Here is a 14,474-nt window from a genome sequence, read left to right on the forward strand (position 1 = left end):
AGATACCAGACTTATTAAATAAGTCCGGTATCTGACGTGTTAATGTTTATAGGTAAAATATGATTACTATATTTTTTGAAAAATTGCAAATTGCGTAGAATAATTTCAATATTAAAAATTAATCTAAAAATATACGTATATTTTAAAGTAAAACCTATTTAAAAGAATGGTTGTAAATTTTAAAAGTTTATTTAGACAGCCAGTTATTCTTTCAAGTGCGATCGCTACAATTTTACTAGTAGGCATTCAAAAACTTGGGGTTTTCGAGCCTCTAGAAATGAAAATCTACGATCAAATGATGCAATTACGTGCCGACTCAGGCCCAGACACTCGTTTATTGATTGTTGCTTTAAGTGAAAAAGATATCCAAAAATGGAATTGGCCCCTGTCTAGTGAACTTCTAGACCGACTATTAGGCAAACTTGAAGAATATCAACCACGAGTCATTGGTCTAGATATTTTTCGTGACTTACCAGTACCGCCTGGTCATGACAAACTACTGCAACGCCTCCAACAGAGCGATATCATCATTCCTATCTGCAAACATTCTGGTTCTAACAATCCGGGAATAGCACCCCCAAAGGGCGTTGACGCAGAGCGAGTCGGATTTAATGATGTTGTAGAAGATACTGATGCTACAATTCGCCGCAACCTTTTATTGGTAAGTGCAGAGGAATCCGATTCTTGTCAAAGTACCTATTCCTTTAGCTTACAACTAGCACTGAAATATTTAGAAGTCGGAGGCATCCAACTAGAATTTACCCCAAAAAAGGAACTAAGACTACGAAATACTGTATTTAAACCACTGCAAAGTAATGCTGGCGGTTATCAGAAAGCGGATACAAATGGCTACCAAATTCTGCTTAACTACCGTTCCGGTCATCAGATTGCCCAGCAGGTAACTATTACAGAAATACTTGCAAATCAAGTTAAACCAGATTTGGTCAAAGACCGCATCGTTTTAATTGGTTCAACAGCCAATAGTTTAAATGATATTTTTAATACGCCATTTGCTAGTGGGAAGTCAGATAATTCTGGCAAGATGGCAGGAATTGAAATTCATGCCCACAGCGTTAGTCAAATTCTCAGTGCTGTTCTTAACAAACAGCCTCTATTTTGGTTTTTGCCTGAGTGGGGTAAAGTCCTTTGGATATGGGGATGGACTGTAGTTGGTGGGTTGCTGGTATGGCGGATTCAACATCCACTAGGCTTAGGATTGGCAGGAGCAACAGCCCTGGCAGTATTATTTGGAGCCAATTTTGTCATTTTTACCCAAGCTGGATGGTTGCCAGTCATACCTCCGGCGTTGGGGTTAGTATTTACCGCAAGCAGTGTCCTTGCCTATAGTGCTTATCAAACCAAGCAAGAGCAAAAAGAAATTACCCAACGGGTTCAAGAACACCAACAATTAATTCTAGAATTGCAAGGTCTTTTACGGCAGCGTGGCAACGCTTCAAATGAAGCGCCAACGCTAATTGTTGATTCCATTGGGCAAGAAATTGCACTAGGAACGGTACTAAACAACCGCTATAAAATTACTCAACCCTTGGGTTCTGGAGGATTTAGCAATACTTATTTGGCTGATGATATCCAGCGTCCTGGTAATCCGCAGTGTGTGGTTAAACAGTTACGACCTCCTCACCAAGATACAGAATATTTAAATGTTGTCAGACGCCTATTCGACGCTGAGGCAGAAATTTTAGAAACTTTGGGTAAGCACCCACAAATTCCCCAACTGCTAGCTTTCTTTGAAGAAAATCGGCAATTTTCTTTAGTGCAAGAATTTGTTCGAGGGCACGCTATGGATAAAGAGCTAACCGCTGGGAAGCGACTAAAACAAGTTGAAGTTGTGGAGATACTCAAAGAAGTTTTAAACGTGCTGGTTTTTGTTCATAGCTATGGCGTAATCCATCGAGATATCAAACCTAGTAACTTGATTAGGCGAGAATCAGATCGGCACATTGTTTTAATTGACTTTGGTGCTGTTAAGCAGATTCAACCTCAGCAGCAAGAAGCTCAGACAATTTCAATTGGCACTCCTAGTTATGCACCTTCTGAACAAATGAGTGGGTTGCCAAAACTCAACAGCGATATTTATGCGTTGGGAATTATGGGAATACAAGGTTTAACTGGGGTAGAACCCAGAGAGTTTCGTAGAGACACAAATACTGGTGAAATAATTATCCAAAGCCAAGCTGATGCTAATCAACAGATTTGGCAACATTGGCGCGAATTAACTGAGGCTACAGACGAGTTGGTTATGATTTTAAATAAAATGGTACATTTCGACTTCACTCAACGATATCAGTCAGCCGCAGAGGTGCTTAAAAATCTCGAAAGTCTTTAGTACTTTTTCTAAACACTAAAATGCTAATAAAAAAGCTCGTTCACTCGGATGACCAAGCTTTTTGCCAAGTTAACGATCGCTCTTTCTAATCCCAGCTTAGATGCAGAAGAGCAAGAACGGGAAACGCGGAATCTGCTACGAGAGATCAGAGATTTAGATGTTGAAAGCGCTGAACTTGTAGCAGTTGCACAAACTCCTCCAGGATCAAAGGCATTTGGGGGTTTTCTGCTGGGAGTGTTGCAGGCCGAAGTGAGTATTGCCAATTTTAAGAAAGTATTGAGATTTGTGGGCGATCGCACTTACTAATTGTGCTATTTCCAAATAGCGATCGTACTTGTTTGTTGGAATGTTTCATAGTAGCGATCGCACTTACTCATTCTTAAAAGTACAACTCAAAACTGTAGTCCAAACAAATCAAAAAAGCCAAAATTCACAACATATCTGGATTTTCCCCTAGTTCTGTTAATCTAGCCGCTAAACAAGCCGCCTGTGCAACTGCGGCTTCCTCTCTTGCAGCAGCAGCTTGTGCTTGTGCAACTGCTGCATCGGCTTGTGCAATTGCAGCCTCCTCTGGTAACAAAACCAAATTAAGAGCCACATCGTAAAACCGCAACCATACCGCCGTTTCTCTGTCTATTGTTCCCTCACTCGTCCCCAACCAGAAACCTAAACGCCTACACCATAGCCACCCGTTCTCATTTGGTGTTAAAGGCTGATACTGCTGATTATCATCTAAATGCCACCCTTGCAAAGAATTAGGATCAAAGGGGTCATAGACAAAATAATCTGAGGTACGGAAAGTTTGTTCGTAAAGATTTTTCTTAATACCCTTGTCTATTGCTGCTGTAGATGGTGACATTAATTCTACGATTACATCAGGATAAAGACCATTTTCTTCCCAGACTACCCAACCTTGTCTAGAATTATTACCGTCAACATTTAGTACTACAAAGAAATCTGGGCCTCGAAAATCACGGTTACGAACTTGGGTACTGCTGTAGTAAATAAACATATTACCCCCAGCAAAAAAATCATTGCGGTCAGCCCAAGCTTGTTGCAATGACCGAATCAAGACATTCATGGCAATACGGTGACGATTTGATTCCAAGGGTTCACCATCATCAAAAATTAAATCTGTAGGTGGGGTGGGGGGTTCACAGTCCACAATGGCTGCTGGATTTACCTCAGTATTCATGAGCGATCGCCTTTCTCAGAAAGCCTTAGATTTATATCATAATCTGCCGAGAGCTTGCTGAATTAAAGTGTACAAATTAGAAATGGTTATAAATTATTATTAACCCAATCTTTAAAATTACGGATAGCTTGACTTCTGCCAATTTTTAAACACTGCTGAACATATTCATTCACTAATTTAACAATTGGGATATCAGGAAAATTAGGACTAGATTCAGATTTTATATATTTACCTTTTTTTAGCAAGAAAATTTCTAAGCCTTGTTGTGTATGTCGCCAAAGTTCAGGAACTCCCAAAATTTCATAATTCTCAAACCGAGTGCGAGAAGTAATATCAATTTCGATTGCTAAATCTGGTGGTGGATCTAGATTTAAATCAATGCGATTTTTACCAATGATAGCAGCTTGATTTTGAATATAAAAATTGGTATCTGGTTCTACTGCTTGCAGCATTCGCTCATTTTTAAGAGTTGTGGAACCAAAAGGCTCAAAATCAATTTGAAGTTTGTCTAATAAAACTTTTATTAATTCACCAATATATTCTTTATTTTTTTCGTGTTCTGGTAGGGGAACCATAATTTCTAACCAACCATGATTATAAGAAATACGTGCAGCACGCCTTTCTCCCATTTCTTCTAAAATATTTTCTAATTGCTCCCAACTAATATCTTTAAACAATATTTGTTGACCAGGTTTTACAATAATTTGTTGCAGTTTTAAAAGCATATCACCTTAGAGAGTTGATGTAGTAATTTATGTAGCCGATAGAATTTATAAATCAACTTTCTTAAAGTATATGTAAGCGTCAATTTATGGAATCTTATGAACCAAAAGGATATTCTGAAGATGTTAAACGTGAATGCCTAAAAATGTACGTTAGTTATCGATTCGCTTAGTAATATATTAGCTCAAGTATGGTTCAGTGCCAGTGTGGGTACATAGCGCCCGTAACCTTGAGGCGATCGCGTGATTCATATTTTGATTCTGCAACGCCTACTTTTCACGCAATCTAGAAAAGCCGTGTAGGTTTGGTTGAGGAACGAAACCCAACATTGAGCGTTAATTGTTGGGTTTTACTTCGTTCAACCCAACCTACGCAGTTTATGATTTTTGATGAGATGATTAGGGACTTACAAATTAAAAAACATCCAAAAATCTCATCCAACAATTCTCTTTCTTCTTATTCTCTCGATCCCCTCTGTAGTTCGTTTTTTTGGATAATTTATTTCTTGGAAATCCCTTACTTTTCTGACCAACGATCAACTATTTCAAGCATTTTTTCACGACTTATAGCTTTAATCATTTTTTGACCATGCGGTATTTTAACCCTTTCTACCACATCATTTAATGATTTAAATTGCTCTTTATTACGTTCAATTTCTATTATTTCTGCTATCTGAGAAGCTTTTTTTTGGTTAAAACCACTATTTTGTAATTTGGAGACAATTTTAACTTGACTAAGCGTTTTAAAAATTTCTATTGGTTCAGTCTTATCAACCATCTGCTTGTTAAGCTCTTTGACTTCATTTTCTAACTTTGCATTACTAGTTGCTTGCTCTAATATTTTGTTCGTTATCTTTTCAAAACGTGATTCCAAATTTATTAAAAATTGTTCCATGTCTTTGAATTTGAAAGATGTTTGCTCTGAAGAATCAGCTTTATGCTGTCTAAATAATTCAACTTGCTTTGTTAAAGTCTCCTCATTTTCAGACTCAATAATAAATGCTCCAATCATTTCGCCTTTATGAGGCTCTATCTCTCTAGCTCTAGCAGCAGCATGATATTCAAAGTGTCCATCAACTACCTCAAATGAATTGATACTCGAGCGACGAATAACTATAGGGTTAATAACTCCTGCCGCTTCTAAAATAAGATTTGCTGCTTGTTCTAGATCGTCATCTGCAAAACTTGATCGAGGTACAGAAGAAATAATTTTCTTGATAGCAACAAGTGATGTAGATAATTTCATTAAGTCAACCCTATTTTTTGTAAAACTTCTATTGCTAATAATTCAAATTCTTGTGCGGCAGTTGAATCTGGCTTAAAATCAAGAACTGAAATGGGATCGGCTACTTCGATATCTCCTATAATCAGAAACTTTTCAGCACATTTTGCTAGATCATCTCTGTCATAAATCACGGTATTCATCACCTTGAAATCATATCGTTTTGGAATAGTTTCTAATCTTTTAGGTAAAGTATGTTTGACAAACTGATTATTTGTAGATATTTTACAAGCTAGCACACCTAAAATTTCAATTTGAGGCTTTCTTATCTGTTTTCTAAATCCATTGATTTTTTTAATAAATTCCCTAACGTTTATTAGTCCTTGATTAGCGAAGGGTTTAAGATCAGAAGGAATAATAAGATAGTCAGCAGTAATTAGAGCAATCCTAGCATATAGATTTAATGAAGGTGGAGTATCAATCAATACTACGTCATATTGTTCTGCTACTGCATCTAGTTTTTGAGCAAGCATCATTTTACTATCTTCTTGCTGAATTAACTCATTTTCATAATTCATCAAACTAATATGAGAAGGAACAACACTAATTTCTGGATTTGTGAATTGAGATTTTCTAGCGACTTCCTCTATAGGGAAAAAATCTTCTGATTGCAGAATATGACGAATATTAGAATCTTTGATATCATCAAACTCTTCATCATCAAATTTGACTAAACCTGTAGCAAAAGTCGTATTTGCTTGGCTATCAAGATCAATCACTAAAACTTTTTTACCCATTTTCCTAATAGCGGCGGCTAAATTAACTACAGTAGTTGTCTTGCCTACGCCGCCTTTGTTGTGGTAAACCGCAATTGTTTTCATTAGATGTTGCCTCTTAGTTTCAAAAATTAGTTTTTTTCAATTATGTGAATTTCTGGTTTATCTCCCAACTGTCCTGCTTTCAAACTATCTCTACCTATTAAAACTTTAATATTCTCTAACTTAATTTAAACTTCTTTCCCAGAACATTGAAATACTAATTGAATATCAGTCTATAGTTTTTGATAAATTCTAATCTCTTTGCCATTAATCAACAATCCATACCTGACATTCGAGGTGGTTAAATAATGCCTAAGTCGGAGGATATGATGATTTAAGTTTTGTTTGGGATGCTTGGCCTCCATGACGACACTCAGCGGTGAGTTGGCATCTAAGACAAAAGGAATTACTTATGCGGCAAATGCCAAAAAATCTAAGCGGATGCTACCAATGGCAACTTCTTGATGCCAGGTGTCAGGAGTATAACCTAGCTGTGGTAGCAAATATTGCACTATGAGTTTGCTTTCAACTTCGCTTTCGTTACGGTACAGCTCGGGATTAAAAGGCAATATTTTTCTACCTCTAAATAATTATTGGACTTAGGATAAAACCTGATATTTGCTAGATTATGGCATAGCCTTAATTATATTGAGTGATATAAATCACTTATAAAATTTAAAAAATCATCATAAAATTAGTACTTCTGCTGATAAAATAACCAATTTTGAAAGCTAGCCATATTTAAAATTAACAGGCTACGTATGTATTTCCCCATTATCCCTGTAAATGGCTAAAATCAAAGTGTTTACCTATTTGCGCTAAAGGTTTTGGCTACTGTATCTTGTCCCCATTGCCATCAACTTGTTGATAGTCAAGCTATTAGTTGTCCCTATTGTCGGACTACACTCAAAGCTTACGGTCATCCCGGTATTCCATTGCACCGCGCTGCTGGGGATGGGTATCTGTGCGACACTTGCACCTATCACGCTGATGATACTTGCAATTTTCCTAAACGTCCCTACGCCAAAGACTGTACACTCTACCAAAATATTGAAGAGACAAAATTAGAGTTGGAACAGCAGCGTTACACTAACAGTTTTGCAGTAACTGTGAAAAGTTGGGTAAAACGCAATCAGGCTTTGCTGTTGCTATTAGGTTTATTATTGGTATGTTTGTTGTTCGTTATATTAAGGTCTTGATTTGGGTTTAGTGGGGAGTAGGGAGCAAGGAAAGCAGAGGAGCAGGGGAGCAGGGGAGCAAGGGAGAAGTTGCAGTAAGTTTTTCCCCTCTGCCCCTTTGTACCTCTGCACTTCTGCCTCTTGTACCCAATCCCCACTGCCCATTCCCTAATCTTCAAGCTGTGATGATGTTGGATGCTTCTGCAATAAGTTCAACTTGTATCGGTAGCGCTTTTTCCTCAAAGGTGGCTAAGTCGAACCAAAAAGTAGTGCCAATGCCGACTTCACTTATTAGATAGACTTTACTACGATGTCTGTCGATGATATTTCTGACAATCGATAAACCTAAACCCGTGCCTTCTAGGGTGTGAACTCGGTTTTCTACGCGGAAGAAGCGTTCAAAAATTGAGTGTTGATCTTCTGTGGCGATGCCAATTCCAGTATCGGAAATTTCAATTCGCACTGGTGCAGATTCGGTGTGACTGGGCTTGAAATCTAGTTGGTAGGCGCGGATTGCTACTTTACCATCGGCTTTGGTGAATTTAAGGGCATTACCAATCAGGTTGCCAAACACTTGTACTAACAGATCGTAATTACCTAATACTAACGGTAAATTAGAAGCAACTTCTTGAACAAGTTCAACACCTTTATCTTTTGCGTTGAGTTGGTAAGTACGCAGGGTTTGCTCGATCGCTTGGGCTAAATCTACGCCATCGAAGCTGTAGTTGCGACCAGATTCGAGTTTTGACAAATCCAAAACATCGTTAACTAGGCGGGTTAGGCGATCGGTTTCATGGTTGACTGTTTGCAGAAACTCTTGCCGTTCTTGTAAAGCTAAGTCTTCGCCGTAGTCGTGCAGGGTTTCAATATAAGTTTTAATGTTGAATAGAGGCGTTCGCAGTTCGTGAGAAACGTTGCTGATAAATTGACTTTTTGCGTCGTTTAGTTCAACTTCACGGGTTATATCTTGAATAGTAATCGCAATACCTTTAATACTTTCTCTTTGCAGGTTGAGTACTGTAGTCAAGAGAATGCGGATCGTCCGCGGGGTGGGTTGGTTGATAAAAATTCGGAATTCGGCGCTTTCGCATTCGCCTGCTGCCATTTCGTTCAAGGGACGGGTGATTTCGATTTGTACTGCTGGGGGTAAGTGATGTAAGACATTGCAACCTACTACATTAGCGGCTTCCCAGCCAAAAATTCGCTCTGCTGTGGGGTTGACTAAAATCACCTGCATATTGTTATCAATCAACACAGCGCCATCTGCGATCGTGGAAACTAGGGTTTCTAGTTTGGCTTTTTCTGCGGTCAGTTCTTCAATGTTCTGTTCTTCATAGCGCTCTAATCGCTCTGCCATCTCATTAAAGCTTAAAATTAATTCCCCTAGTTCGCCACCTAAAGGTAAATTAATGCGCTGCTTAAAATTCCCGGTAGCAATTTGCTTTACCCCCACCAATAGTTCTTTAATCGGCTTGGTGATGGTCAAGGCGTTAATCACTCCTGCCAAAATCACCATTACCCAAATTGTGATAAAAACGGCAATGGTGACATCGCGGGTAAAATTGGTAGAGATAACAGCGGTTTGATTGGGGTTGATCCCGATCGCTAATACACCTAAGTATTTTTTATTGACAATCAGGGGAATAAATACATCGGTAACTATCCCATCTGGGGTCGTGTGTTGCCGTACCATCGGCTTTTCCCCATCACCAGGGTAATCTTCTGGCAGTTGTATCCGCCGTTTAATGGTGAGGGAGTTTTTTACCTCCGCTTCCCAAAAAGGAATGCCAAAAAAGATTTCCCCGTTTTCATCGGCGTAAAGCATATAACGCACACTAGAGGTGCTGCTATAGAAGCGTTGGGAAAATTGGGCAACCTCTGTGAGGTTATTGTCAGCGACTAAGGGGGCAACGTTGGCAGCAAGCAACAGCCCCAAGTCACGACCAAAGCGGGTGTCATTCATCCGCGCATCTTGCTGAATTGTATTCACAGCCCAGAAGGTCAAACCACTCATCACCAACGAAACTACCATTGTGGCCACAGCCAGCAATTTGGTCTGGAGGGTGAACTCTGACCACCAACTAGCGATCGCATCTCGAATTGTTTTTAACAGAGTTAGCATCTTAAATAAAGTTGTTAGTAGTCTTTTTATAAAGCCCAACAACTAAAAAATTAACAGTTAATTTGACAAATATGTTAGGAAAATTGAGAATGGGGGAGTGTTAGGGGATATCCCTGTTAAGGTGGTCTTAACGAATTTAACTCATTTGGGCGATCGCAGTTGATATCCAGTTAAAAATTAACGCCTTAAACCCCATTTTTTTTACTATTGGTTACGCACAGATGAGCAGTCTAACAAAAATCCAACCGTTGTGATTTTAAGCTAGTTATCCGGCTCAAGTTAGCATCGGCTAGTAAACTTGAACTCAGCACCAAGATATTCAAACCGACGCGTCACCGCTACGATGCTGCAAAATCTGTGTACTGCTGCATCTTAGGCTCATGGAATGCCAATACTATATCTTCCTTGGCAACACCTGCACGAACTAGGTCAGTTGCGATCCCATGTTCAGTCCAATCTTCCTCGATCCAGAACTTGCGATCTCGAATCCGAACGTAGACGGTCATACCAGTAATGCGTTCGCCATTTTGCCAACCAAGGTTCATCCAAATATAGTGACCCTTTGGCTCATCCATAATCAATAATGTTTCGATGTCTCGGTTAGGACGACGGTTACATAGTTCTATATACTCCGTCAGGATACGCTTAATTATCCTGGGATACTCAGTTAATTTATCCATTGTCTGATCTCCTCTGTCTCTGTATCGACGACAATGAGTGGAAGTTGATGTTTGTGCAGGATGAGTTGAATCACATCCTGGTTGAAAAAGCTTTTATAAGCGATCGCACCCACAGCAAGATAAAGTTTACGGTCTGGCGCTGTTTCCTCTAGAAGATAACGGTAGATGTCATACTGACCGAGAGCCTCTTTCAAATCTTGTATCTTTGATGCGCCGACAAAGCTTTTTACTTCAACAACAAGTTTTTGCCCATCTCGTTCAGCCCCAATGGGGCGTTCAGCACCGAGATCGGCGTATAACGTTGTTCTTCGATACTGAATAATGTAAGGATCGTCTGTAATCGCCCAACCGTCCTTCATCAGTGCGTTTTTTACCGCGTTATGGATAATATCTAACTTGGGCATAGCTTAAGTATAAGTCAGCCTTGCTGCATCAGCACCAGCCTTAAAGTCCACATCAGACTGTATTTGGATTGGATGTCTTAAACAATCCTATACCTGTTAAGTGTGCGGGATTGTCTATGCGGTGTACCCGATTATTAGTCCATTGGTATATAACAGAGTTTCATAACGCGAGAATCACCCGCACACCATCTTCAACAAGCAATATCCGCGAATAGATTATGGGATTTTCTTCCTTTGCTTCATGCTGACCACTTTATAACCGATATCTCTCCGGTAATACATCCCTTCAAACTGAATATATTTGATACTAGCGTAGGCTTGAGCGATCGCTTGCTCAAAATTTTCTCCGATTCCCGTCACATTTAATACTCGACCTCCATCTGTGAGTATTTCTTGTTGCTGGTTCAACTTTGTACCTGCATGAAATACAATTGCTCCTGTTGCCTCTGCTTCTTCAATGCCACTAATCACCTGGTTCTTCTCATATTCTCCTGGATAACCACCGGAAGCGGCAACGACAGTAGCAGATGCTCCCCCCTTCCAAGCAATGGGTGGCAATTCACTTAAGCGTTGCTGTACACAGGCTAGAATCAACTCTTCTAGGGGTGTTTCTAACAGTGGCAAAATCACCTGGGTTTCAGGATCGCCAAAGCGACAGTTAAATTCCAAAACTTTCAAGTCGCCATCGGGTGCAATCATTAACCCAGCATATAGCACGCCTCGGTAATCAATGCCTTTAGCTTTTAAGGTGGCGATCGCTCTTTCTAATACTTCTGTTTGAATGCGTGCCATCAACTCTGGTGTAGCGATGGGTGCGGGGCTGTATGCTCCCATCCCGCCAGTATTTTCTCCCGTATCGCCGTCACCAATTCGCTTATGGTCTTGAGCTGGCAACAAGGGTCTAATTGTTAACCCATCGGTCAACGCTAAAACTGACACCTCTTGTCCAATCAAACATTCTTCAATGACGACAAATTTACCAGCACTGCCAAATTGTCCTTGAAAAATTGCATCAATGGCACTTTCTGCCTGTGCAACTGTTTCAGCTACCGTTACACCCTTACCAGCTGCCAAACCATCAGCTTTAACAACAATTGGCGCTCCCTGAGATTTAACGTAAGATTTTGCTGCCGCAGCCTCCGTAAATACCGCACATCGGGCCGTCGGAATCCCTGCTTCTTGCATTAGGGCTTTTGCCCAAGCTTTACTCGCCTCAATTTGCGCTCCGGCTCTGACTGGGCCAAATACCATCAATCCTTTGTCTTGGAGGTAATCTGTGATTCCCTTAGATAGGGGGACTTCTGGCCCAACTATTACCAGAGTTATGCCATGTTCTAGAGCATATCGGCTCATTCCCTCAAAATCATCTACTGCTAAGGGCAAGTTTTGGCAACGTTCCATACTTGCTGTACCCCCATTCCCTGGTACACAAATAACTTGCTCAATTTGCTTAGATTGCAACAGTTTCCATGCCAGAGCGTGTTCGCGCCCTCCATTACCAACAACTAAAACTTTCACTGATTTCCTCGTGTGTCCCTTGCAAAATGAGAATAACTGATTTGACTCTCGCGGATCAATTTTTTTATCAATTCTCACACTTGTGCAAGTCTTTGGTGATTTAGTATACTTCTTGTAAAATTCCCCTAACACTCCACCCCCAGTGTATACACAAGTCGAATTACCCCCCTTAATCCCCCCGATGCATTGGGGGAAATAAGAAATCTTGTTCCCTCCCCAATACATACGGGGAGGGTTAGGGTGGGGTAAAACCCTGGTTAATCAGCTATTTCAGACTTGTGTGTTGTAGACTTGCGGGGAGGGGAGACTTTGACGTAAGTCAAAGGCTGGGTGGGGTTGTTTTATTTATCCATCACTTTAATTATTCCATCTGCTGAAATATTTTAGCTATTAAATTTCAACTGCATTTATTCTAAAAATTAAATTTCACTAATTAGTAAAGTTTTTATTTTTATTGTTAGCAATTACTAAACCAAGTTAATAACATATTTTCAGCCCAAGTGTATTAGTTTAATTATCTTTTATGCTGATATAAATAAAACGCTCTCTAAAAAAATCCTCAATTAATCACCAATTTTTGATTATAATTATTAACTTGTGAATATAGCGGTTAATCAAAAAAAATCGGCAACATGGCTAAAACTATCGTTACTGGAGTCGCAGGATTTATTGGTTCTCATCTTGCAGAAACATTGCTACAACAAGGAGACGAAGTGATCGGGATTGATGAATTCAATAATTATTACGATCCTATGTTAAAGCGAACCAATGTTGCACATTTGTATCGTTTACCTGGTTTTACATTAATTGAAGAAGATATACAGTTTTTAGATTGGCAAAAACTCCTAAAAGATGTTGATATAATTTACCATCAAGCGGCACAAGCAGGTGTTAGAGCAAGTTGGGGTAAAGCTTTTCGAGGTTATACAGAACGAAATGTTAACGCTACACAAGTTTTGCTAGAAGCAGCTAAGGATGCTAAACACCTGGAAAGATTGGTGTTTGCCTCTTCATCTAGTGTATATGGTGATGCAGAAACATTACCTACCCACGAGAGAATTTGTCCTCAACCGGTTTCTCCTTACGGTATTACAAAGCTAGCAGCAGAGTTTTTGTGTGAACTGTATTACAAAAACTTTGGTGTACCCTGTGTTACATTGCGCTATTTCACAGTCTATGGCCCCAAACAGCGCCCAGATATGGCATTTCATAAGTTTTTTCGATCCATTTTGCGCGATGAGGCGATTCCTATTTACGGCGATGGCCAGCAAACGCGAGAGTTTACGTTTGTTAGTGATATTGTCGCCGCTAATTTAGCCGCCTCTACCGCACCCCAAGCAGTGGGAGAAATCTTTAATATCGGTGGTGGTAGCAGGGTGGTTTTAGCAGAAGTCTTAGATGCGATTGAAGAAATTGTTGGGAAGCCAATCAAAAGAAACCACATAGAAAAAGCGATGGGAGACGCCCGCCACACGGCTGCTGATGTATCTAAAGCACAGAAAATTCTCGGATATCAGCCGCAAGTCTTTCTAAAAGAGGGTTTGACACAGGAATGGGAGTGGGTGAAATCTTTGTATTCCCTATCTTCCTAATTTTCTTCCTCCTGTTTATCTTTTTAACTGTTTAACTGTTATGTAAACCGTATTGATAAAAGTTTTGCTCTTAGCTGGTAGTCAAAACAACACCTTGGCGCACAGCACGCTTGCGAGCGCTTTTACGAGTACCCCCAGCCATCTGATACTCGTAGCTGTTTTTACCAAACTTATGAGCAACACCAAGCAAAATTTTTTCAGAATAGTCTGCCAAATCCCGTTCATTTTCGGTGATTTGAGTTAATAAAACATCAATGGTAGAGAGAGTAGTATTGTAGGCTTCTAGAAATTGACGGAGATTTTCAATTTTATCAGTATAATCTTTAACTGTTAAACTATCTCCTACATCTAGAGTAGGACTAATAGATTTAATACTTGCCAAGCGCATTTCAGCTTTGCTCAGAATACGGGAATCGCGTTTGTGCCTTGCCATTAATACTCCTTTACCTGAAAAATAACCTAAATTTTTAGTAATTCCATAATGGACAATTTTTTAAAAGGTTGTCCTGAGTAAAATTATTTATTTTTTTAAAGACTAAAATTTGAGTAATTTCACCAATTGTCATCTCCCTCGCTGCTTCTAATAACCGCAGTGATTTCACAAACAGCAATTAAGGGGGAGTTTATGAAAAATTTGGATGTATGAGAAATCTGTAGAAAATAGACATCTTGCACA

General features: G+C 39.6%; 12 protein-coding genes and 1 pseudogene. 4 read left to right on the plus strand and 9 right to left on the minus strand.

Annotated elements, in window-relative coordinates; translation table 11 throughout:
* The first annotated feature begins 166 nt into the window (after positions 1–166).
* Both V7K41_RS14435 and V7K41_RS14440 read left to right on the plus strand, forming a co-directional pair.
* Positions 167–2,347: a CHASE2 domain-containing serine/threonine-protein kinase gene (locus tag V7K41_RS14435; RefSeq protein WP_334849148.1), complete on the plus strand. Its 2,181-nt coding sequence runs from the start codon at positions 167–169 to the stop codon at positions 2,345–2,347.
* A 48-nt stretch (positions 2,348–2,395) separates the two neighbouring features.
* Entirely contained in the window at positions 2,396–2,653 is a 258-nt protein-coding gene (locus V7K41_RS14440; protein WP_334849150.1) for a hypothetical protein, read from the plus strand.
* A gap of 124 nt (positions 2,654–2,777) precedes the next feature.
* Here the strand turns inward: V7K41_RS14440 and V7K41_RS14445 are convergent, their stop codons facing one another.
* The 4 genes and pseudogenes from V7K41_RS14445 to V7K41_RS32875 form a co-directional block, all read right to left on the minus strand.
* Positions 2,778–3,542: a Uma2 family endonuclease gene (locus tag V7K41_RS14445; protein ID WP_334849152.1), complete on the minus strand. Its 765-nt coding sequence runs from the start codon at positions 3,540–3,542 to the stop codon at positions 2,778–2,780.
* Positions 3,543–3,628: 86 nt separating this feature from the next.
* Complete coding sequence (locus tag V7K41_RS14450) at positions 3,629–4,267, minus strand: Uma2 family endonuclease (protein WP_334849154.1); 639 nt, start codon at positions 4,265–4,267, stop codon at positions 3,629–3,631.
* Positions 4,268–4,781: 514 nt separating this feature from the next.
* The gene (locus V7K41_RS14460) at positions 4,782–5,510 is read right to left on the minus strand and encodes a ParB N-terminal domain-containing protein (RefSeq protein WP_334849156.1); all 729 of its coding nucleotides are present in this window, start codon (positions 5,508–5,510) and stop codon (positions 4,782–4,784) included.
* Positions 5,510–6,873: pseudogene (locus V7K41_RS32875) on the minus strand (AAA family ATPase). Before V7K41_RS32875 ends, V7K41_RS14460 begins: the two are co-directional and overlap by 1 nt.
* A gap of 258 nt (positions 6,874–7,131) precedes the next feature.
* On the opposite strand from V7K41_RS32875, the gene V7K41_RS14475 reads away from it, so the two are divergent.
* On the plus strand, positions 7,132–7,503 hold the full coding sequence (locus V7K41_RS14475) for a zinc ribbon domain-containing protein (protein WP_322678886.1): 372 nt from the start codon (positions 7,132–7,134) through the stop codon (positions 7,501–7,503).
* 154 nt (positions 7,504–7,657) lie between these two features.
* Here the strand turns inward: V7K41_RS14475 and nblS are convergent, their stop codons facing one another.
* From nblS to purD, 4 genes are all read right to left on the minus strand, one after another.
* Positions 7,658–9,604, minus strand: coding sequence for a two-component system sensor histidine kinase NblS (nblS, locus tag V7K41_RS14480; protein ID WP_334849162.1), 1,947 nt, complete (start codon positions 9,602–9,604; stop codon positions 7,658–7,660).
* A gap of 338 nt (positions 9,605–9,942) precedes the next feature.
* Positions 9,943–10,284 (minus strand): XisI protein, encoded by a 342-nt coding sequence (locus V7K41_RS14485; RefSeq protein ID WP_334849164.1) that lies wholly within the window; start codon positions 10,282–10,284, stop codon positions 9,943–9,945.
* The gene (locus V7K41_RS14490) at positions 10,272–10,688 is read right to left on the minus strand and encodes a XisH family protein (RefSeq protein ID WP_334849166.1); all 417 of its coding nucleotides are present in this window, start codon (positions 10,686–10,688) and stop codon (positions 10,272–10,274) included. Before V7K41_RS14490 ends, V7K41_RS14485 begins: the two co-directional genes overlap by 13 nt.
* 216 nt (positions 10,689–10,904) lie before the next feature.
* Entirely contained in the window at positions 10,905–12,206 is a 1,302-nt protein-coding gene (gene purD, locus V7K41_RS14495; protein WP_334849167.1) for a phosphoribosylamine--glycine ligase, read from the minus strand.
* Positions 12,207–12,838: 632 nt separating this feature from the next.
* On the opposite strand from purD, the gene V7K41_RS14500 reads away from it, so the two are divergent.
* Entirely contained in the window at positions 12,839–13,798 is a 960-nt protein-coding gene (locus V7K41_RS14500; protein ID WP_334849169.1) for an NAD-dependent epimerase/dehydratase family protein, read from the plus strand.
* A gap of 70 nt (positions 13,799–13,868) precedes the next feature.
* Here V7K41_RS14500 and V7K41_RS14505 read toward each other — a convergent pair whose 3' ends face one another.
* Positions 13,869–14,231 (minus strand): hypothetical protein, encoded by a 363-nt coding sequence (locus V7K41_RS14505; protein WP_334849170.1) that lies wholly within the window; start codon positions 14,229–14,231, stop codon positions 13,869–13,871.
* Positions 14,232–14,474: the final 243 nt, after the last annotated feature.

It is taken from the genome of Nostoc sp. (assembly GCF_036917415.1).
In the GTDB taxonomy this organism is placed as follows: domain Bacteria; phylum Cyanobacteriota; class Cyanobacteriia; order Cyanobacteriales; family Nostocaceae; genus Nostoc.